Below are 20,018 nucleotides of genomic sequence, written 5' to 3' on the forward strand. Positions count from 1 at the left end.
CTCGCCTCAATCGAGCGACAAAAGCCCGCGCCGCACCGCGAGCAAAATCGCGCCCACGTGCACGCCGTGGATGATCTGCCCGCGCTCGATCGCGGGCACGATGTCCTTTGGGTCCATCAGCGCCACGTGAATGTTCTCGGCGGGATCCATCCGCTGCTCGGAGGCACGGCGCGCGCCGGCGGCGAAAAAGAAATGGGCGCGGTTCGTATGCCGGCTCGGCTCCGTGTTCGTCGAGAGGAGCGGTAGCCACGTCGCGGCGACGAATCCCGTCTCCTCTTCGAGCTCGCGCCGCGCAGCCTGCTCGGCCGTCTCGCCCGCGTCGATCACGCCTGCCGGCAGCTCGCGGCTCACGCGCGCCGCCCCGTGCCGGTACTGATCGACGAACACCACCTGCCCATCCTCCGTCACGGCCAGCACCGACGCCCAGTCGGGCGCCTCGATCACGTGGAACTCGTCGATCTCGCCGCCGTGCGGCAGGGCGATGCGTTGCTCGTGGACGGTCAACCACCGACGCGCGACGATCGGGCGGCTCTGCATCACGGACCAGGGCTTCATGCGCCTTCCCTAGCCTCGCTCCGCGGCCCCCGCAAGGCCGCATCGCCTGCCTCGTGAACGCGACGAACCTCGAACCATTTTCCCGGAGGGGAGCCTCGGCGCACGCACGATTGCAATGGCACGGAGCCCGATGAAAACGGGAGCCAGCTGCCTACGAATGTTCGTTCTCGTAAAACCGCGGGCTCGACTTGTCTCGTCCCTGCGCACGCTCGGCGGGCTCGTCGTCCTCGGGAGGTGGCGGCCGCGCACGCCCGAGATCCAGAGCCTCGCGCCCTCAAAACATGTGGACCAGGCAACGCCGCTTCGCGCCTTTACGAGTTTTTCGCATAAATACATGATTTCGACGAACCCTTGGGTGCGCAATGGAATTTCGTGCGTCTGCACTCGGACGAAATCGTGCGCCTGGATTGACGCACCTCTGCGCATTCTGCTTCCTTGCGTCATCCACAATCAATGTCCCGATGGCTCCGCCCTGGGTGCCGGGGCCATGGAGGAAATACGATGAGCGCTGGTACGAAGAACATCGGCTTTGCGAGCCGATCCGTGGTTGCTTTCGTCCTCGTCTCCGGCGCTCTCGGCGCCGGCTGCGTGGGAGCGCCGAGCGGCGATGAAGCCGTCGCCGACACGTATACGAGCTTCGAGGCGTTCGAGGCCGTTACGTATCGTGAGCCCGACACGGGCATCTACATCGTCGACGGCGACACGCCGGTCGACGACATCAAGAAGCTGGAGGAGTTTTACGAGACGTACGTTCGCAACGGCGCGCTCATCGTCCACCGCAACGGCGGCCAGGACGCGAAGTGGAACGACACGCAGAAGCTCGACCTCACGTACTGCGTGAGCACGACCTTCGGCAACAACTACAACGCAGCGGTCCAGGCCATGAAGGACGCGACGGCCGCCTGGGAGGCCGTGACGAACGTCAAATACAAGCACGTCTCCGCGCAGGATGCGAGCTGCAGCGCGCAGAACAGCAACGTCCTCTTCGACGTGCGGCCCACGAATTCCAACGGCCAGTACCTCGCGCGCGCGTTCTTCCCCGGCGACGCCCGCAGCAGCCGCAACGTGCTCATCGACGGCGGCGCGTTCGGCAACAATGGTCCGACGACGCTCACCGGCATCCTGCGGCACGAGCTCGGCCACACCCTCGGCTTCCGCCACGAGCACACCCGCCCCGAGGCCGGCACGTGCTTCGAGGACAACCAGTGGCGCGCGCTCACCCCCTACGACAGCAAGTCCGTCATGCATTACCCGCAATGCAATGGAACGGGCGATAAGACCCTGTCGCTCACCGACATGGACAAGCAGGGCGCGGTCTCCCTGTATGGCGCGCCCGGCGGCTCGCCGGCCCCGCAGCCGGGCGACCCCGGTGACCCCGGTGACCCCAGCGATCCCGGCGATCCGAGCGACCCCGGCGATCCGAGCGACCCCGGCAATCCGCCGGCCCCGGGCGGCACGCCTTCTACGCAGACCTTCAGCGGCACCGTGAACAAGGGGCAGGTCACGCAGCTCGCCCCGCTCTCCGTGGCCGAGGGGACCACGTTCGAGGTCACGATGACCGGCAAGGGTGACCCCGATCTTTACGTGCGGTTCGGCTCGCAGCCGTCGGCCACGAAATGGTCCTGCCGCCCGTACAAGACCGGCCCGAACGAGGCCTGCAGCCTGACCGTCCCCGCCGGGCAAACCCAGGCGTTCCTCGCGGTGTACGGGTACAAATGGGGCCAGTATCAGCTCTCGGTGACCTACACGTCTCCCTGAGCCGAGCGAGCCTTCGCGGCTCCGCGCGGCGCCCCTCCCGCCGCGCGGAGCTGCTGCTTTTTCCGGCGCCTCGCGCCGCGCCGCCCCCGCCTCACCGGGACGCAGACGAAGCGGTTGAACGGAACAGAACGTTTCCGTACCATCCCGCCCGCAAGTCCCTCCCCTCCCCGTTCGAGGCGAATTCATGAAATGCTCGGGATCGTTCCGGACCCTGCTCGGGGTCCTTTTCTTCGTCACGTTCCACGCCGGCTGCGGCGACGACGCCCCGCCGTCTCCACCGCCCGTGGATGCCGGCACCGACGCCGGCGGCGAATGCCCGCCCTCGCAGCACCCCGACGGGCTCGGCGGCTGCACCTCCGATCCATGCACGCCGAACCCCTGCACGGAGCCTCATCGCACCGAATGCAAAGAGGAAAACGGCGCGGCCACGTGCTCGTGTGATCCGGGCCATCACGACGAGGCCGGCGCGTGCGTCCCCGATACCACCTGCACGCCCACCACGTGCGGCGGACATGGGTCCTGCGACGCATCGAGCGGCGCGCCCGTCTGCACTTGCGATCCCGGCTTCGCGGGCGATTTCTGCGAGGGCTGCGACACGGCAGGAGGCTACATCCCCGACGGCCAGGGCGGCTGCACGAATACCCCTTGCGAGCCGAACCCTTGCTCCTCGGACAAACCCGCGTGCTCGGTGGAAGGCGGCATGATCGTGTGCGGCTGCGCCGCCGGGACGCACGACGAGAACGGGTTCTGCGTGCCCGACGCGACGTGCATGCCCACGACCTGCGGCGGACACGGCACGTGTATCGACGCGGGCAGCGGCAACCTGAGCTGCGCCTGTGACCCGGGCTGGGCTCCGCCGAATTGCGGGACGTGCGACGACGCGATGGGGTACCACCCCGACGGCGAAGGCGGCTGCACGCAAGATCCTTGCTTGCCGAACCCCTGCAAGACCCCGAACCAGACCGTCTGCAGCGCGCCGAGCGGAATGCCGGAGTGCGGCTGCGACGCCGGGTATCACGACGAGGGCGGCGCCTGCGTCGTCGACGAGGTCTGCTCGCCCGCGAGCTGCGGCGGGCACGGCGCCTGCTCGGATGCCGGCGGTATCGTCGTTTGCTCTTGCGATCCGGGGTATGTCGGTGATTCCTGCGCGGACTGCGACGTCGACGCGGGCTATCACCCCGACGGCATGGGCGGCTGCACGCAAGACCCCTGCACGCCGAATCCGTGCGCCGATCCCCACGAGACCGTCTGCACGCCGAACGGCCCGCTCGCGGTTTGTTCGTGTGATCCCGGGTATCACGACGACGGCCAGGGCGGCTGCACCGACGATCCTTGCAAGCCGAACCCTTGCCTCGCGATGAACCAGGCCTGCAAGAACAACGGCGGCACGGCCGAGTGTTACACGCCCCCCTGCAATGACGGAAACCCCTGCACCACCGATACCGTCGTCAACGGCGCGTGCACCTACACGACGCTGCCGAACGGCGCGGCGTGCTCCACCACGCTCTGCTTGACCGGACAAACCTGCCAGGCGGGCACCTGCGCGGGCGGCACAGCCGTCACTTGCAATGACGGAAACCCCTGCACGGTGGACACGTGTCAGGCGCTCACGGGCTGCGCGAACACGGTCGACAACACGATCCTCCCCGACGACGGCATCCTTTGCACCACCGACGTCTGCCAGAACGGCGCGCCCAAGCACACCGCGACGAACGCGCTCTGCAACGACAACCTCTATTGCACGGGCACCGAGAGCTGCGCGCCCGCGAACCCGAGCGCGGACGCAAACGGCTGCATCCACACGAACGTCCCCGTGGCGCCGCCCGCGCCCGGCCCCTGCGCCTCCTACGGCGCGTGCAGCGAGGCCACGCAGAGCTTCCCGCTGATCCCGAAGTCCGTGGGCAGCGCTTGCAATGACGGCATCCCCTGCACGCAGGGCGACACCTGCGACGCGGCCGGCCTCTGCAAGGGCGCGCCGACCGCCGGTTGCGCGGGGAACCTCGATTGCACGACGACCACGCCGATGCCCGCCGGCATCGACGTCCCGCTCGGCACCGTCTCCGGCACGATCACGCTCGCGGGACAGCCGATCCCCGCGATGAGCTACTATGCCGGCGCCACGTTTTACCTGAAAGCGCGGGACACGGGCGCGCAGCATACCGTGGCGTCCTTCAACTACAGCGGCAGCGGCTACATGCTCAATGGCCCCACCTGGACCGCGCGCCTCCTGCCGGGCGTCTACGACCTCTGGTACCGCAAGAACTGGGACAGCCAGTACGACACGGTCACCGCGACGAGCGCCGACGATCCCAATCCGAATGGCATGCGGATCCTCCAGACGAACCTCGTCCTCGGCGCCGGTGCGAACACACTGAACATCAACGTCCCGAGGTCCACGGTCTCGGGCACGATCACGCTCGGCGGACAGCCGCTCCCGACGACGAGTTATTACGCCGGCGCCACGTTCTACCTCAAAGCGAAGGACACCGGCGCGCTCCACACTGTCGCCTCCTTCAACTACAGCGGCAGCGGCTACATGCTCAATGGCCCCACCTGGACCGCGAGCCTCCTGCCTGGCGATTACGAGCTCTGGTACCGGAAGAACTGGGATTCCCAATACGACACGGTCACCGCGACCAGCGACGGCGATCCCAATCCCAATGGCATGCGGATCCTGAGCAAGAACGTCACGATCGCGCCTGGAGCGAACACGCTGAACATCGACGTCCCGAGGTCCACGGTCTCGGGCACCATCACGCTCGGCGGTCAGCCGCTCCCGACGACGAGTTATTACGCCGGCGCCACGTTCTACCTCAAAGCGAAGGACACCGGCGCGCTCCATTCCGTCGCCTACTACAACTACAGCGGCAGCGGCTACATGCTCAATGGCCCCACCTGGACCGCGAGCCTCCTGCCCGGTGAATACGAGCTCTGGTATCGCAAGAACTGGGACAGCCAGTACGACACGGTCACCGCGACCAGCGACGGCGATCCCAATCCAAATGGCATGCGGATCCTGAGCAAGAGCGTGACGATCGCCCCCGGAGCGAACACGCTGAACATCGACGTCCCGAGGGCCACGGTCTCGGGCACCATCACGCTCGGCGGACAGCCGCTCCCCGCAATGAGCTATTACGCCGGCGGCACGTTCTACCTCAAGGCCAAGGACACCGGCGCGCTCCACTCCGTCGCCTACTACAACTACAGCGGCAGCGGCTACATGCTCAATGGCCCCACCTGGACCGCGAGCCTCCTGCCCGGTGATTACGAGCTCTGGTACCGGAAGAACTGGGATTCCCAGTACAACACCGTCACCGCCACCAGCGTCGGCGATCCCAATCCGAACGGCATGCGTCGTTTGAGCGAAAGCGTCACCATCACGCCCGGGGCCAACACGCTGAACATCAACGTCCCGACGGCCACGATCTCGGGCACGATCACCCTCGCGGGACAGCCGCTCCCCGCGATGAGCTACTACGCCGGCGGCACGTTCTACCTCAAATCGAAGGATACCAGCGCGTTCCACTCCGTCGCCTACTTCAACTACAGCGGCAGCGGCTACATGCTCAACGGCCCCACCTGGACCGCGAGCCTGCTGCCCGGTGATTACGAGCTCTGGTACCGCAAGAACTGGGATTCCCAGTACAACACCGTCACCGCCACCAGCGTCGGTGATCCCAACCCGAACGGCATGCGGATCCTCGACCTCGACGTCACGGTCACGCCCGGGAGCAATACCCTGAACATCGACGTGCCCATGACCACGATCTCGGCCCCGATCACGCTCGCCGGGCAGCCGATCCCGCCGATGAGTTATTACGCCGGCGCCACGTTCTACTTCCGCGCCGTCGATACGGGCGCCCTGCACTCCATCGCGTACTTCAATTACAGCGGCAGCGGGTACATGCTCAATGGCCCCACCTGGACCGCGAGCCTCCTCCCCGGCGTCTACGATCTGCTTTATCGAAAAAACTGGGATAGCCAGTACGACACGGTCACCGCGACGAGCACCGACGATCCCAATCCGAACGGCTTCCGCAGGCTCGGCGCGTGCCTCGCCGTGCCCTGAACCTCCCAGCGACGCCCGCCCGCTCCCGCGGTTGACCGCGCCCCGGGGCTAGGATATCCCCGCGCGATGCGAACGCGCTCGGCCCTCGTCCTCGCCCCGTTTCTCTTCCTCGTCGTCGCCTGCGGCGGCGGGGCCGCCCAGGAACCCAAGACGTCCGCCGACGCAAACGCGAGCACGAGCGGGGGCGACGGCAAGCCCAAGCCGCCCGAGTGCGAGGCCGTCGGCAAGCACCTCGTCGCCCTCCAGGATCGGCCGAAAGGCAAGGGCCCGGCCGACGAAATGCGCTCGCTCACGGGCGCGTTCCTCCGCCTCGCCGACTCCCTCAAAAAGGAGCCCATCGAGACGCCCGACTTCAAGGCGGCCGTCACCGAGCTCGCCGACGAGGCCGAGAGCTTCGGCAACCAGCTCAAGTCGATGGGCCCGATCGTCGGCGAGATGGAGCAGATCAAAGAACAGCTCAGCGCGTGGGAAAAGAAGGTCACATCCACGGCGAACGCGTTCGACACGACGTGCAACAACGGGCCGAAGGCCGAGTGCGAGGCCCTCGGCGTCGAGCTGCAGAAGGTCCCCCGCATGGAGGGCGAGAAGTTCGCCGAGCACGCGGCCGCGATCGAGAAGTTCATCGCGGCGATGGAGAAGCTCCAGGTGAAGGACGCGAAGGTGAAGTCGAGCCTGAGCGCGATGCTCGGCGCGCTCAAGGAGGGCGTGCCGCCCATGCGTCGGTTCGCGACCCTGCTCGCCGAGTCGAAGAAGGTCGACCCCGCGGGCGACGCGTTCAAGGCCAAGGTGAACCGCGTCGCGGAGATGTGCGGCGTGAATCCGGAGGCGTGAGCCCCCCGAAGCTCGCCATCGCTCTTCGATGTCCGCGCCCGCCCAAGCCCTCGGCGCGCCCGCGAAACCCTCCGGGCTCCGCGCCTTCTTCGCCCTCGATCTCCTCGACAACCGTTACCCCGCGCTGCACGGCCTGCGCGTCCTCGCGATCGTCAGCGTCGTCCAGTACCACGTCACGTGGATCTTCTGGGGCGAGCAGGGCATCCCGCTCGATCGCGACTTCGTCGACCGATCCCTCTCGATCTTCTTCGGGATGGATCTCTTCTTCCTCCTGAGCGGCTTCCTCATCGGCTCGATCCTGCTCCGCTCGCTCCAGAAGAACGGCACGCAGGACCTGCGCCGCTTCTACCTGCGCCGCGTCCTTCGCACGTTCCCCTCGTACTACGTGGTGCTCACGATCCTCGCGCTCGCGCTCCCGCTCACGGCGACGCAGCGCGCGCACCTGCCCTACGAGTACACGTACCTCACGAACTTCGTCTCCCTGCACCGCCCCGACATCATCATGTTCTGGGGCTGGTCGCTCTCGCTCGAAGAGCAGTTCTACCTGACGGTCCCGATCCTCTTTTTCGTGCTCCACCGCTTACGCAGCGAGCGCGCGCGCTTCGGCCTCCTCGGCGCGCTCTTCTTCGCGGCGCTCGTCGTGCGGCTCGTCATCTACTTCCGCTACCGCCCGTGGAACGATTTCATCCTCTACGGCGCGCTCTACTTCCGCACGCACACGCGCTTCGACACGCTCGTCGCGGGGATCCTCCTCGCCTTCATGCACCAGCGCCACGGCGAGGCCCTGGGGCGCTTCCTCGCGCGGCCGCTGCATCGCGCGCTCCTCGCGATCCCGGCGCTCACGTGCCTCTGGCTCCTCTTGAACCCCGCGATGTTCGGCGAGGAGCACGTCCAGCTCGTGCACGTCTTCGCCTGGGGCACCGTGACGAGCCTCATGTACCTCTGCGCCCTGCCGCTCCTGCTCCACGGCGACGGCTTCCTCCACCGTGGCCTCTCGGCGCCCTTCTTCCGCCGCGCCGCGACGCTCGGCTACGGCGTCTACCTCGTGCACATCCCGATCATCGATCACGTCGTCTTGCCCGCCGCGAAGGCCCTCCACGCGAAGGGCGTCTCGCTCCTCCTCGTCTGGCCCGCGTCGCTCGCGGCGACGATGCTGATCTCGTTCGTGATCGGCTACCTGATGCACGTGCTCATCGAAAAGCCTTCGCTCCGGCTTCGTGAGCGGTTCGCCGGTTAGGGATCAAAAGGTTTTCCGAACCCGCGCGGCGGCAGCTCGGCGAAGGAAAAACCCCCCCGGCTCTCGGTGATCCACGTGAGCGAGGGCGCATCGAGATCACGATCGAGCTCGAAGCGCGCCGCTCGCGGGCCGTGCGGGCCGACGTCGAGGACCGTCACGCGGATGCCCGGCACCTGGAAGACCTCGCCCGGCGCGATCGGGGCGTCTTGGCTGCGGAAGAGCGCGCCCGAGCCCATCGGAAACAGGCTGTGCTCCGGGGGCACGCGGACCTCGAGCGTGCGCGCGTCGCGCCGCAACACGAGCGCGTGACCCGTCTGCGCGAGGATCCGCCAGCGCGCGGGCAAACGGCCGTGATCGTCGAGCGCGAACGGGAGGAAAAACGCGCTCGCCATGCAGCGGATCACGACCACCTGGGCGTCCTCCGGCGTCTCGATCTCCCCGCGCAGCTCGGCCGAGTGTTTCGTGAAATCGTCCGCGGATCTCTGCTGCCTCCGCCCGAGGAGCCACGCCGTTCCGGGCCCGTGCACGAGGTGCGCGAAGCCGAGCGCCACCGCGGCGAGCCCCGTGAGCTGCACGGCCGCGCTCCTCGGCCGACGCGCATCCTCATCGCTCGCCGCGGAGAACCACGCGTATTCGAGCAGCATGCCGACCGCCGGCGCTATGCCGAGCAAGCTCGCGCCGAGCACGCGCGGCGAGGGCACCACCGGCAACACCGGCACGAGCGCGAACACCGAGCCGAGGAGGAGCCACGCAACAAGCGGGCGGCGCGCCTCGTCCTGCGCCGCGTACGCGCGCCGCAGCGGCACGTAGAGCAAGGCGGCCGTACCGATCGCGAGGAGCACGGGCAGCACGATCGACGTAGTGTTGGGGAGCAGCAACTCGTCGTCGAGCGCGAGCCATCCATCCGCGAGGAGCGTGAAGAACCGGCGCGGCACGGCGCGCAAGAACGAGCCCGTCTCGTGAAACGGATCCGTATAAAAGCCCGATCCGAACGAGCCATATCCGCCCCGATGCCGCGCGTAGAGGTACGCGGCCGTGGGCAAGACGAACGTCGAGACGAACCCGACGCGCCGGAGCAGGCTCTCGCGTTTGCCCACGATCTCCAGGGCGAGCACGTAGCCGCCGAAGCACACGGCGTACTCGCCGGAGAGCAGCGCGAGCGTGAAGAGCAGCGTCGCGAGCGCGGCGTCGCGTGGCCTTCGTTCCTCGCGGAAGCGCGCGTGCGCGACGAGGGCCGCGATCCCGAACGTGAGCGAGAGCAGCGCCTCGCGGTTGGCGAGCCAGGCGAGGGGAATCGCGTGGGCGGGCGCGAGCGCGAACACGGCCGTCGCGATCGCCGCGGCCCGCGCCGAGAGCGCGCGCCGGAAGATGACGCGCGCGCCGAGCACCATCGCCGCCCACCAGGCGAACGAGTGCAGGTGCATGAGGAGCGGCGTGCCGCGGAATGCTTGGTGCTCAAAATACCGGAGCGCGCTTGCGAGCGGGCGGAAGAAGCGGATCTGGAGCTCGGGGTGCGACCACCACGGGAGCATGCCGCGCTCGATGAGGGCCGAGCGATCGGCGTCGTTGATGAAGTCGTACAGGTCGAACGGGCCGCGCTTGCCGGGGAACGTCCCCTCGACCATCGACGCCTGGAGGTAATCGTCGAGCAGGAAGGGCGTGCGGATCGCCGGCAGGTAGACGATGACGCCGAGCAGCAAAATGAGCGCGAGGCCGATCCAGGCGCGGCGCCGTTGCGTCACTTCTGACAACGCTGCAATTGTCGCGCGCGGTTGCGGCGGGCGGGAAGAGCGAGGGGCCGCGTCGTTCGTCATTGTCGACAAGGAGGGAGTTGTAGAGGGCGCGGCATTCGGGTACCCTCAAACCACAAACTCGTGAAATACACTAGCGTCACCTGGTTGGTCCTTGGTCTCTTCGCGGCGGGCTTCAGCGCCTGCGCCACGTCCGAGCGACCGGAGTTCGGCAACCAGCCTTCCGGCGGAGGCGAAGGCGGCGAAGGCGGTGACTTCGGAACCGGCGGCGCCGGCGGCGAAGGCGGCGCCGGCGGGGCGGGGAGCACGGCGTCGAGCTCCAGCAGCAGCACCGGCGGCGAGCCGGTCTGCGCGACGCAGTGCGCCGCCGACGCGGACTGCCAGAATACGTGTCCCGCGGCCCCGCAAGGCGGCGCCAACTGCTGCGACGCCCCGACCAAGTCCTGCTACATCTTCGGCGCGTCCTCCTGCCCGACGGGGCAGGGCGGCAGCGGCGGCACGCCAATGTATTGACGGTTCCCCGCGCACCACGTCAAAAACGTCGATCGACCCGGACCGCAATCGTCGGGCCGAGGCCCCATGCGGCCCCGCGGCACGGGTCGATGTCTCCATACTGACAGGGAAATCGATCGACCACCCACGCGGCGCCCACGGACGCTCCGATCGCGAGCGACCCTGGTTCGCCGTGCCCCATGATCCATTGCCGGGCGCCGAGGGTCGCATAGGCCCAGAGGTCGAGCCCATACCCGCCGTCCAGGGTGATCGCCAATCGCCGCGTCACCGGGACGTCGAGGCCGCCGGTCACGTGCGAGAGCGCGAACTGCGCCTGCCGCGTGTAATAGTTGCGGATCAGCGAATACCCGAGCTCCAAACGTAGATTCGCGCCGTCCAGGCTGCCGAGCCGCATCGCCGGCGCCACGGAGAGGCCGCTCGGACCGAAATACTGCATCCGCCCCCCGATGCCGAGACCGACCTCGACGTAATCGGAGGAGAACGCTCCGCGCAAGCGCGCGTGCGCGATGGTGCCCGGCCCCTCGGGGACGAGGACGAACGCGAACGGGGAGAGCTCGAAGCCGACCTTGAAGGGCCGCTGGAAATAATACTCGACGGAGAGGTCCCCGATTGCGCCCCCGCCTGGCCCGATCAGGTTGAAGAAGGGGCGCACGGTGCCCTGCACGCGGACCATGTTCCGCGCGAGCGGCGGGAGCATCAGAGGCCGCCTGGCCTCGGGCGCGGCCGCTTCCTCGGCGGCCCCGGCCCGCGTCGCCCCCAGGGCGAGGGCAACCACGAGGGCAGCCGCATGTAGGTTTTTTTGCCTCATCCGGAGACCCTCGCGACCTCGAGCTCCTGCGCGTGGCGGAGCAAGGAATCGAGGCGCTCCTCGTGCGAGCGCGTGTCGATTCGATCGAGCGGGATCACGCCCGCGCGGAGCGCCGCGTCGATACCCGGTTGGCTGGTAAAACGAAAGCTCACCTCCTCCACGCGCCGCCGGTCGATCTCGATCCGCGGGATCCTGCCCACGGGCCCCGGGGGCAAACCCACCCGCGCCGGATCGATGCACGACGAGAGATCCGTCGCCGCATCCATCCGCGGCCCGAGGCTCTCGATGCCGAACCGCGTGGCCAGCGTGGCCGCGATGGAGACGTGCTCGAATTGCGTGGAGACGACCTCCCCCGCGCGCACGGACGGGCCGATCACCAGGGAGGGGACGCGGAAGCCGAGCTGGCGGAACGCCGGGCGCGGATCCTCCGTGGTCGGCGGGGGCACGTGGTCGAAAAAACCGCCGTATTCGTCGAACGTGACGACGAGGAGCGAGCGCCCCCATTGCGGGCTCTCCTGCATCGACCGCACGATGCTGCCGAGCAAGGCCTCACCGAGGGCGAGGCTGTGCGGCGGGTGGAGGTCGGAGGACCAGAAATCGGGATCGATGATCGAGAAATTGGGCAGGTTGCCGGTGCGGGCGTCGTGGAAGAAGGTCTCGATCCGCGTGCAGACCATCGGATCGTTTCCCCCGAGGGGCCGGCCCCGAAAGCCCGCGTGATACCAGTGCGCGGGCCCGGCGGCGTACGCCTTCGAGGACCAGCAGCCCTTGCCGAGTTTTTCCCAGAGCGTCGCCGGCCCGTCCGTGATCGGATCGTTCGTCGTGAGGCCCTGCGACGTCGCGGCGTGCAGGAAGAACCGGTTCGGCCAGGTCGGGCCGAGCACGGACGAGAACCACCGATCGCAGACCACGTATTGATCGGCCAGCGCATAAAACAGCGGAATCTGGCTCCGGTCGTGGTACGTCATCGCGTCGCGCTGTCGAAAGAGAGCGCCGTTGTTCGCCCGCAGAAACCCGTCATTGCGCCCCTCGGCGAAGGCCACGTGCGCCGCGTCCCAGGTATGCAGCGGGCCGTGGTGATCACACGGCGCCTCCGCCCGGTGCATGGCGAGGGTCGTGCCGTCGTCGTCCTCGTTCGCCTCGCCGCCTTCGAGCCCGTCGACCTCTTCACGCGCGGGGTAATCAGGGTCGAAGGCGAGCGCCCCGAAGAAATGGTCGAAGGAGCGGTTCTCCATCATGACGACCACGAACGTGTCGATACCGGCGAGCCATTGCCCCACGGCCGGCGCCGCGGGTCCGGCCTCGCAGCGATCGGGCCCCGACGCGCACGCGCTCCCGAGCGCCGCGGCGCCGATCCCTGCCCCGAGCCCTTTCAGCGCCGCGCGGCGAGACACCTGTCCCGTGAGCCCTCGCAAAGAATCTCGTCGTGCCATGCCTGAGCCCGGCACAAAAAGCACGACGCCGAGGACGAGCAAGCTCGATCGTCGCCGCGCGAGGCTTTGCGCCTCCGGGAATACGAGGATCTCGCGTGAGGGAGTGATATCGAGGCAGGGGGCGTCGAACGACCGGTCGACGGGCGCCACGAATTCCCGGAACGCCCGATATGCTTTACGCTGTCGGGATCGCTCGCTCGTGGCCGATGCTAGGCCGCCGCCGCGACGGCCGTCAGGTGGCGCGGCAGGCCGATGAGCTTCGCGTAGAGCGTGAGCGCCTGCGCGACCACCTGATCCATGTTGGAATACCGGTACGTCGCGAGCCGGCCGACGAAGTGGACGCCGGGCGTGGCCGCGGCGAGCGCCTCGTACTTCCGGTAGAGCTCGGCGTTCTCGGGCCGCGGGATCGGATAACACGGCTCGCCCTCGGCGCACGGATATTCATAAACGAGGCTCGTCTTCGGGTGCTCCTGCCCGGTGAGATACTTGAATTCGGTCACGCGCGTGTATGCGTGCTCGTTCGGGTGGTTCACCACCGGCGCCGGCAGGAAGACCGGGGCGTTCTTCGTCTCGAACCGGAGCTCGAGCGAGCGGTACGGGAGCTTGCCGTGACGACAATCGAAATAGTCGTCGATCGACCCCGTGTAGATGATTTGAGCGTACGGGATCGATCGCTCCACCTCGCGAAACTCCACGCCGAGCATGACCTTGATGTTCGGGTGGTCGAGCATGCGCTCGAACATCCGCGTGTAGCCGTGCAGTGGCATCGCCTGGAACGTGTCCGTGAAATAGCGGTCGTCGCGGCTCGTCCGGACCGGGATGTGCGCGGTCACGGAGGCGTCGAGCTCGGAGGGATCGAGTCCCCATTGCTTGCGCGTGTAGTTCCGGAAGAACTTCTCGTAGAGCTCGCGCCCGACCTTGCCGACGATGGCGTCCTCGCTCGTCCGCACGCACGGGATCTTCTCGGCCCGCGCGGCGAGGAACGCTTCGAGCTCGAACGACGTCAGGCGGAGGTTGTAGAGGCGATTGATCGTGTCGAGGTTGATCGGGATCGGGACGAGCTGCCCGTCGACGGACGCGAGCGCCCGGTGCTGGTAGGGCCTCCACGCGGTGAACTGCGAGAGGTAATCGAAGACCTCCTTCGAGCTCGTGTGGAAGACGTGCGGCCCGTACTTGTGGACGAGGAGACCATCGTCGTCGTAATGGTCGTACGCGTTGCCTCCGATGTGCCGGCGCTTGTCGATGACGAGGATCCGCTTGCCGGAGCCGCGCGCGAGCCGCTCCGCAAGGACGCTGCCCGCGAACCCGGCGCCCACGATCAGCCAGTCGAACATGGAGCTTCTCCTAGGGCCCGCTGCGCGGGCGGGAAGCCCCTTCCTTCGGGCCGACGGCTCAGAGCCCTGTCGGATACGTCTCCGGCGCCTCGCCGGCCTCCCAGAGCGCCGTCTTTTCGAGGGGCTCGACCGCGCGCGTCAGATCGAAATGAATGACCGCGTCGAACTGGGCGGCGAGATCCGCGTAGAAATAATGACTCGCTCGCTCGGTCGCCGGCATGTAGACGACTCCGATCGCCCGCTCGAGCCGCTGGCGATGGAGCGGCGAGAGCCTCGGATCATGCAAGAGGAGCGCAAACGTCTCGATGCCCGTGGCGTGCAGGATCGCCTCGTAGCTGTCGGGGCGGGCGGGACGCACGCGCTTTTGCTCCACGTCGGAGCCCCAGCCCGACGCCGCGGAGACCATCCCGGCATACGTCGTGAACCCGATCGAAAAAACGTCCGGATGCCGCTCCTTGACGATCTGGCCGACGTTGAGCTCGCCCTCGCGGGACATCTCGGTCGCCCGCGCGTCGCCGAGGTGCGAGTTGTGCGCCCAGACGACGACCTTCGCGGGAGCCCCGCGCCGACGCCCGAGGTGCGCCCGCAGCGCATCGAGCGATTCCGCCATGTGCTCGTCGCGCAAATTCCACGAGGCGGCCCCGCCGCGGAACATCGCGCGATAATAACGCTCGGCGTTCTTCACGAGGCGCGCGTTCTGCTCGGCGAAAAACGCCTCGTCCTCGCCCTCCTCGTCCGGGCCGCGGCGGGCGTACTCGGGCGCGTGCCGCTCGATCTCCATGAGCTGCCGGACGACCTCGTCCTCGCATGACTCCGCCATCCCGAGGCTCGTCGCATACCCGTACGCCTGCGTGTCGTGGCCGAAGAGCTCGAAGCAGCCGTACCGCTGCCGCGCTCGTTTGGCCCCTTCGGGATCGATCCGGTCGAGATAGGCAAGCACGGCCTCGATCGACGTGTTCATGCTGTAGAGGTCGAGCCCGTAGAACCCGGCCGCGCGGTGAGGGTGCGCGTCGTTGTGCTCCCGTAGCCACTTCACGAAATCGAGGACGTCCGTGTTTCGCCACATCCACGCGGGGAACCGCTCGAATCCGCCGAGCGCTTCGAGCGGCCCGGGGTCCGGGCCCCTGCCTCGGACGAAACGATTGATGCGATAAGCGTCGGGCCAGTCCGCCTCGACCGCGACCGCATGGAAGCCCTTGTCCTCGATGAGCCTGCGCGTCAGGCGCGCGCGCTCGCTGTAGAACTCGTGCGTCCCGTGGGACGCCTCCCCGAGGAGGACGAGCGTCGAATCCCCGATGGCATGGAGCAATGCATCATGGTCGTGCCGCGTCCCCTCGAACGGGAGAGCGCACGCCGCCACGGTGCGAGGCAGAGGCTCCTGGAGCGGCGCATGCGTAGCCATGTTCGCGTCATGGTACGTCACGGTCGGAATCACAAGACCCCCCATTGCGTCTTCGCGTCTGCGGAGGCGCGCGCGGGCGTCCCGCGCCCCCGACGTCGCTCGCGCGCACGAAAGCGCCGCTCGCGCGCCCGCCCGCGATCCAGGGCCGCGCATGCGCGCTGCCCGTGAGATCGGTGGAATGTTCGCCTAAGTAAAACTTGATGGGATCATGACGAAATCATGTTTGGCTGGGCTCCTGGTTGTGCCATAGTCACGTGCATGCCTAGAAGAAAGACGGCTGCTCCCTTCACTTCCAAGATTGGTGCCCGTATCCGCGCGCTGCGCGTCGAGCGGAACCTGTCCCTGGCCCAGCTCGCGGACGCGGGAGGTCTATCGAAAGGCCATCTCTCCAGCGTCGAGCACGGGCTCGCGGCGATCACGGTCGAGACGCTGGAGCGCATCGCGCTCGCGCTCGAAGCGTTGCCGATGGATCTCGTGACGTTCCCCGAAGAGGAGGATCGAGGCCGGATCGCCGACCTCGTGCGAAAGCTACCGAAGAAGGATCTGCCGAAGCTGCGCCGCGAGATGCTGGCGCGCGCCCCGGTCGAAGCACAAGCGCCCGCGCGTCGCCGCACGAGCGCCCGCGCTTAGACTCAAGCGTCCCCAGGCAGCTTGGGAATTTTTTCGTAATACCTCGGATCCGAAGGCTGCGTCTCCGGGGGCGTCGGTGTATGCAGGGCGTTCGGGGGAATGTTGCCCTCGGCATCGGCCTCCGGCGCCCGAGGCGGGCCGCTCGGGGGCACCTCGGGCTCGCTTCGATCGTCGGGCCTCGATTTCTCCTTCCGTATCACCTTTCATGCTCCTGTCTGCCGCGGACGCGCCCTCTCGCGCCCGGATGAGCCTCGGTATGCAGAGGCCATGCCGAAAGCCCTCGCGTCCGCTCGCAACGACCCGCGTCATTTCGGTTTGCCGCGCAGCGCCGTGGCGAGCCGACGGGCCTCGACCACCGCATGATCGTCGTATCCATACATCGAGATCGACACCCGCCCGCCCGAAATGGGCGACTGGACAATGGGCACGCTCATCGCCTTGTCATTCACCACGATGGCGATTCGTTCCTTCACGTGCTCCCGCGTGGCCGCGTGAAACCGCTCGCCGCCCGCGGCGTCGAGCGTCACGACCACGACCGGCTGCTGCATCGGCCCTTTTCCGTCGTCTTCGATGACGCTCGCGTCGACCACGTTTGCGTGGGTCACGATCGCCTCCCCCGCGACCACGTACGTGCGAAGGCCGATGGGCCGCGGCTTCCCCGTCTCGTCTTCCTCCATCACGTCGCCGAGGACGAACCTGCGGCCGGCCGGGAGAGGCTGCGTCGAGAGCCACGGTGAGAAGCGCGCCTTCGCCTGGGCATCCGTCTCGCCCGGCTTCTTGACGAGCATGGCGTAATGGTGCGTCACGGGAAAACCCGCCCGCGAGAGCATCTCCTCGGCGCGTACGGATATGCTTTCGGTCAACGTGCCCGCGTGCTTCTCGAAAGGATCGAGCTCATCGTCCACCACCACGAGCTCCATCGTGATGGGCCGCAACCCCGCGAGGTCCACGGCCACGTCCTGCTTTTTCGTGCAAGCGGACGGCGACAGGGTGAGCGCGACGAGGAGCATGATTCGAGCACGAACGAGCATGCTCGTTTTCGTATCCCAGGTCGCCCGGTGCCGTCAACATCGAGCCCCCAGCCATCGACCCCCTGAACCGCGGCGTGAAAACGGGCGCCGGCCATGATACCCAGAATGAATCCCGCCGCGGCGGCCCGCCCGGCCCCGAGCCGCCGACGAACCTGGTTCGCCGGAGAGCCCTGGACAAACGAAGCCGGCAGGTTCGTCCCGGCGAGACCACGTTCGTCGCGGTACGTGGTCTGCATGCAGAACCGCCGCCCGAGCATCGGTGATCCGCGTTTGCCCGCGGACTGGGTTCGTCCGTGCGAAACCGAGGCAGCCGAGGCTTTCCCGCCGCGCGTCCCGGTGACGTCCACGAGCCTGCGCAGCGTCGGGTACAACCCCGAGGCGCGCGAGCTCGACCTCGAATTCAAGGATGGCAGGCTCTACCGCTACAGCGGCGTGCCCCCGGAGGTGCACGACGGGCTGCTCCACGCACCCTCGCTGGGGAGGTATTTCCTGGCGAACGTGCGTGGGCAGTACCCGTGCGAACGGCTCTGCTGAGGTGCGAGGGCCGCGAAGGAAGCGCTCAGCGCGGATCGAGGCGGAGCAGGGGCGTGCTCGCGATGGGGTTCCAGGTGAAATCCCCACCGAGCGAGTACACCAGCGCGACCGGGATCTCGTACCGCTCGAGCGTGTACGTGATCGTCACCTCGAGGTCGTCGCTGCCCGTGACGAGCGCCTTGCACGACTCGCCGATGGCCTTTCCATTCGACGGGCCCTTCGTGCCCCGGTTCGTCGCGATCTTCACCTCGGCGCAATTGAACGCCTTCGCGAGCTTCTCGCGCTCGCCCTTCAGGCCGCTCTTGTATTTCGTCTCGGCCGCGCTCTTCGCGGCCTTCGTCTTCGCCTCGGCCGCCTTCGCGTCCGCCACCGCGGCCGCATCCCCGCCGTCGACCTTCTGGAGGTCGGCGGCCGCCTTCTCGTATTCGCTCGACGCGATGTCGAACGGGACCCGCAGGCGCCGGTCGATGCCGTCGCCCTGCAGGTGCAGGTTCCACGTCACGCTGAGCTTGCGCTGCCCCTTCGAGAGCGCCGTATCGTCCACGTGATCGGTGATCGTCGCGCTCTTCACGGAGCCGGAGAGCTCGTTCTTCGTGAACGTCACCGCCGGCATCGACGCCGGCACGTCCTCGCGCGTGACGCCGAGCAGGCTGAGCTTCGCCTTCGCCATGTCCTGGTAGACGACCTTGTTCTCCTTGACGTACACGAGGACGTTGCCCGACGCGTGCACCAGCTCCCCGGACGGGAGCTTCACCATTTGCATCGTCATCGACGGCGGCGGCAGATCGAATTCGAGCGGCGCGCTCTCGACGATGTCCGCCCGCGTGTACCGGATCGGATACCGCAACTCGAGGTGCGAAAGCGGCACGGAGGGGGCGTCCTTCGACGCGTCCTTGGCCGCCGTCATCGTCAGGACGTTGTACCGCGCGCTCCGATTGCCCTCCGCGTCGTCGCGGACGGGGACGAAGGCGACGTGGCCCGACGCCTTGTCGCGGATGCGCACGGAGTCGCCGATGAGCGCGAGATCGAACGCCCCCTCGTCGAACACGGAGGCGTACGACTTCACGAACACCTTGTTCGCCTTCATCACGATGCGGCCGCGGATCTGCGAGGGCGGCATGTCCGCGAGCACGACCGAATCGCACTCGTTCTTCCGCGACATGAGCCGGATCTTCTCGCCCGGCCGCCAGACGCTCTCGTTCGTCGAGCTCGACTCGTTTCGCCACGCCGAGGGCTTCTCGCCGGTGAACGGATCGGCCTTCGCGTCGTCGGGGACGTTGTTGAATTGGAGCGTGTACGTCGTGTTGTAGAGGTCGCCGACCGAATCGGGGCCGAACTTGCACTCGACCTCGCGGTCGCCATTGACGAAGCGCAGCGTGCCCTCGTACCACGCGTCGGAGAGCACCTCGCCCGTGTCGTTCGTCGCCTCGATGATGATGCCGAGGCCATACGCGGAATTCTGGTCCCGCGTGCTGAAGGTGCCGTTGTCGCGCACGCTCGGCATCGCGCGCTCCGAGGAGTACGGGTGGAAGAGCTGCAAGTCCTTGATGCTGACCTGGATGCTCTTCGTCGACGGGGGCGTCGTCGGCTGCACGGCCGCCCCTTCGCTTCCGCCGGCGGGCGCTGCCCCGGTGGACGCAGGCGCGGCGGCCGACGAAGCACCGGAAGTCCCCGGCGCAGCGCCCCCCCCGGCGCCCTCCTTGTTTCCACACCCCACGCCGGCCCCGAGGAGGGCGGCAAGGAGTACCCAGCTGCGAAAATGATTGTCCGGACGCATTGCGGGCAACGTCAGCGAAGTGACCAGCCCTTGTCAAGCGATTTTGCCCGGACACGACCCGCCAAAGGGTAACAGTCTACCTCGCCCGCCCGCGCCTCCGCCGCACGGCAAACCCGAGGAGGAGCGCCGCCACGGCCGGTAGGCCCTCCGGCGTGATTCCGCTGGTCCTGCAACTGCAACCGCTGCCCTCGCTCACATCCCTCCCGCCCGTGCCGTCGCCGCCCGCATTCGAGCCGCCCGTGCCCGCGCCGCCGCCGCTTCCGCCGGCACCGCCGCCGCTTCCGCTGCCGCCCACGCCGCCGCTGCTGCCCGCGCCTCCGCTGCCGCCTGCGCCTCCGCTGCCGCCCGCGCCGCC

Annotated in this window: 16 protein-coding genes; 7 read left to right on the plus strand and 9 right to left on the minus strand. The window is 67.8% G+C overall.

The window, feature by feature from the left end:
• Nucleotides 1-6: 6 nt before the first annotated feature.
• Entirely contained in the window at nt 7-555 is a 549-nt protein-coding gene (locus QHF85_RS26490) for an NUDIX hydrolase (RefSeq protein ID WP_281330106.1), read from the minus strand.
• Between the two features lie 501 nt (nt 556-1,056).
• Between QHF85_RS26490 and QHF85_RS26495 the strand changes: the two genes are divergently transcribed.
• The 4 genes from QHF85_RS26495 (at nt 1,057) to QHF85_RS26510 (ending at nt 8,450) form a co-directional block, all read left to right on the plus strand.
• Entirely contained in the window at nt 1,057-2,313 is a 1,257-nt protein-coding gene (locus QHF85_RS26495) for a matrixin family metalloprotease (protein ID WP_281330107.1), read from the plus strand.
• Between the two features lie 184 nt (nt 2,314-2,497).
• A complete protein-coding gene (locus tag QHF85_RS26500; RefSeq protein WP_281330108.1) occupies nt 2,498-6,382 on the plus strand; it encodes a hypothetical protein in 3,885 nt (1,294 codons plus the stop codon).
• A gap of 66 nt (nt 6,383-6,448) precedes the next feature.
• Nucleotides 6,449-7,213, plus strand: a complete 765-nt coding sequence (locus QHF85_RS26505) for a hypothetical protein (protein WP_281330109.1) — start codon at nt 6,449-6,451, stop codon at nt 7,211-7,213.
• Between the two features lie 28 nt (nt 7,214-7,241).
• Nucleotides 7,242-8,450 (plus strand): acyltransferase, encoded by a 1,209-nt coding sequence (locus QHF85_RS26510; protein WP_281330110.1) that lies wholly within the window; start codon nt 7,242-7,244, stop codon nt 8,448-8,450.
• Here the strand turns inward: QHF85_RS26510 and QHF85_RS26515 are convergent.
• Nucleotides 8,447-10,192, minus strand: coding sequence for a hypothetical protein (locus QHF85_RS26515; protein WP_281330111.1), 1,746 nt, complete (start codon nt 10,190-10,192; stop codon nt 8,447-8,449). The two genes, QHF85_RS26510 and QHF85_RS26515, sit on opposite strands and share 4 nt — an antisense overlap.
• Nucleotides 10,193-10,324: 132 nt before the next feature.
• On the opposite strand from QHF85_RS26515, the gene QHF85_RS26520 reads away from it, so the two are divergent.
• Nucleotides 10,325-10,714, plus strand: a complete 390-nt coding sequence (locus tag QHF85_RS26520) for a hypothetical protein (protein WP_281330112.1) — start codon at nt 10,325-10,327, stop codon at nt 10,712-10,714.
• Nucleotides 10,715-10,733: 19 nt separating this feature from the next.
• Here the strand turns inward: QHF85_RS26520 and QHF85_RS26525 are convergent, their stop codons facing one another.
• From QHF85_RS26525 to QHF85_RS26540, 4 genes are all read right to left on the minus strand, one after another.
• Nucleotides 10,734-11,522 (minus strand): hypothetical protein, encoded by a 789-nt coding sequence (locus QHF85_RS26525; RefSeq protein ID WP_281330113.1) that lies wholly within the window; start codon nt 11,520-11,522, stop codon nt 10,734-10,736.
• Nucleotides 11,519-12,955: an alkaline phosphatase family protein gene (locus tag QHF85_RS26530; RefSeq protein ID WP_281330114.1), complete on the minus strand. Its 1,437-nt coding sequence runs from the start codon at nt 12,953-12,955 to the stop codon at nt 11,519-11,521. Before QHF85_RS26530 ends, QHF85_RS26525 begins: the two co-directional genes overlap by 4 nt.
• Nucleotides 12,956-13,164: 209 nt before the next feature.
• Nucleotides 13,165-14,289 carry a UDP-galactopyranose mutase gene (glf, locus tag QHF85_RS26535; protein ID WP_281330115.1) on the minus strand — a complete coding sequence of 375 codons (1,125 nt, stop codon included), beginning with the start codon at nt 14,287-14,289 and terminating at the stop codon, nt 13,165-13,167.
• Between the two features lie 58 nt (nt 14,290-14,347).
• Nucleotides 14,348-15,691 (minus strand): erythromycin esterase family protein, encoded by a 1,344-nt coding sequence (locus tag QHF85_RS26540; RefSeq protein ID WP_281330116.1) that lies wholly within the window; start codon nt 15,689-15,691, stop codon nt 14,348-14,350.
• A 258-nt stretch (nt 15,692-15,949) separates the two neighbouring features.
• Between QHF85_RS26540 and QHF85_RS26545 the strand changes: the two genes are divergently transcribed.
• Nucleotides 15,950-16,321, plus strand: coding sequence for a helix-turn-helix domain-containing protein (locus tag QHF85_RS26545; RefSeq protein ID WP_281330117.1), 372 nt, complete (start codon nt 15,950-15,952; stop codon nt 16,319-16,321).
• A 305-nt stretch (nt 16,322-16,626) separates the two neighbouring features.
• Here QHF85_RS26545 and QHF85_RS26550 read toward each other — a convergent pair whose 3' ends face one another.
• Nucleotides 16,627-17,352: a hypothetical protein gene (locus tag QHF85_RS26550; RefSeq protein WP_281330118.1), complete on the minus strand. Its 726-nt coding sequence runs from the start codon at nt 17,350-17,352 to the stop codon at nt 16,627-16,629.
• A gap of 234 nt (nt 17,353-17,586) precedes the next feature.
• Between QHF85_RS26550 and QHF85_RS26555 the strand changes: the two genes are divergently transcribed.
• Nucleotides 17,587-17,886: a KTSC domain-containing protein gene (locus tag QHF85_RS26555; protein WP_281330119.1), complete on the plus strand. Its 300-nt coding sequence runs from the start codon at nt 17,587-17,589 to the stop codon at nt 17,884-17,886.
• Between the two features lie 25 nt (nt 17,887-17,911).
• Here QHF85_RS26555 and QHF85_RS26560 read toward each other — a convergent pair whose 3' ends face one another.
• Nucleotides 17,912-19,480 (minus strand): hypothetical protein, encoded by a 1,569-nt coding sequence (locus QHF85_RS26560; protein WP_281330120.1) that lies wholly within the window; start codon nt 19,478-19,480, stop codon nt 17,912-17,914.
• 259 nt (nt 19,481-19,739) lie between these two features.
• The coding region (locus tag QHF85_RS26565) for an MYXO-CTERM sorting domain-containing protein (RefSeq protein WP_281330121.1) at nt 19,740-20,018 on the minus strand (279 nt) is incomplete at its 5' end.

This window comes from Polyangium sp. 6x1 (assembly GCF_029946515.1).
Taxonomy (GTDB): Bacteria; Myxococcota_A; Polyangia; order Polyangiales; family Polyangiaceae; genus Polyangium.

Excerpts from the sequence above, each read along its gene's own strand:
- QHF85_RS26490 (WP_281330106.1), bottom strand. The coding sequence starts at position 555 with ATGAAGCCCTGGTCCGTGATGCAGAGCCGCCCGATCGTCGCGCGTCGG.
- QHF85_RS26495 (WP_281330107.1), top strand. The coding sequence starts at position 1,057 with ATGAGCGCTGGTACGAAGAACATCGGCTTTGCGAGCCGATCCGTGGTT.
- QHF85_RS26500 (WP_281330108.1), top strand. The coding sequence starts at position 2,498 with ATGAAATGCTCGGGATCGTTCCGGACCCTGCTCGGGGTCCTTTTCTTC.
- QHF85_RS26505 (WP_281330109.1), top strand. The coding sequence starts at position 6,449 with ATGCGAACGCGCTCGGCCCTCGTCCTCGCCCCGTTTCTCTTCCTCGTC.
- QHF85_RS26510 (WP_281330110.1), top strand. The coding sequence starts at position 7,242 with ATGTCCGCGCCCGCCCAAGCCCTCGGCGCGCCCGCGAAACCCTCCGGG.
- QHF85_RS26525 (WP_281330113.1), bottom strand. The coding sequence starts at position 11,522 with ATGAGGCAAAAAAACCTACATGCGGCTGCCCTCGTGGTTGCCCTCGCC.
- QHF85_RS26530 (WP_281330114.1), bottom strand. The coding sequence starts at position 12,955 with ATGGCACGACGAGATTCTTTGCGAGGGCTCACGGGACAGGTGTCTCGC.
- glf (WP_281330115.1), bottom strand. The coding sequence starts at position 14,289 with ATGTTCGACTGGCTGATCGTGGGCGCCGGGTTCGCGGGCAGCGTCCTT.
- QHF85_RS26540 (WP_281330116.1), bottom strand. The coding sequence starts at position 15,691 with ATGGCTACGCATGCGCCGCTCCAGGAGCCTCTGCCTCGCACCGTGGCG.
- QHF85_RS26545 (WP_281330117.1), top strand. The coding sequence starts at position 15,950 with ATGCCTAGAAGAAAGACGGCTGCTCCCTTCACTTCCAAGATTGGTGCC.
- QHF85_RS26550 (WP_281330118.1), bottom strand. The coding sequence starts at position 17,352 with ATGCTCGTTCGTGCTCGAATCATGCTCCTCGTCGCGCTCACCCTGTCG.
- QHF85_RS26555 (WP_281330119.1), top strand. The coding sequence starts at position 17,587 with ATGCAGAACCGCCGCCCGAGCATCGGTGATCCGCGTTTGCCCGCGGAC.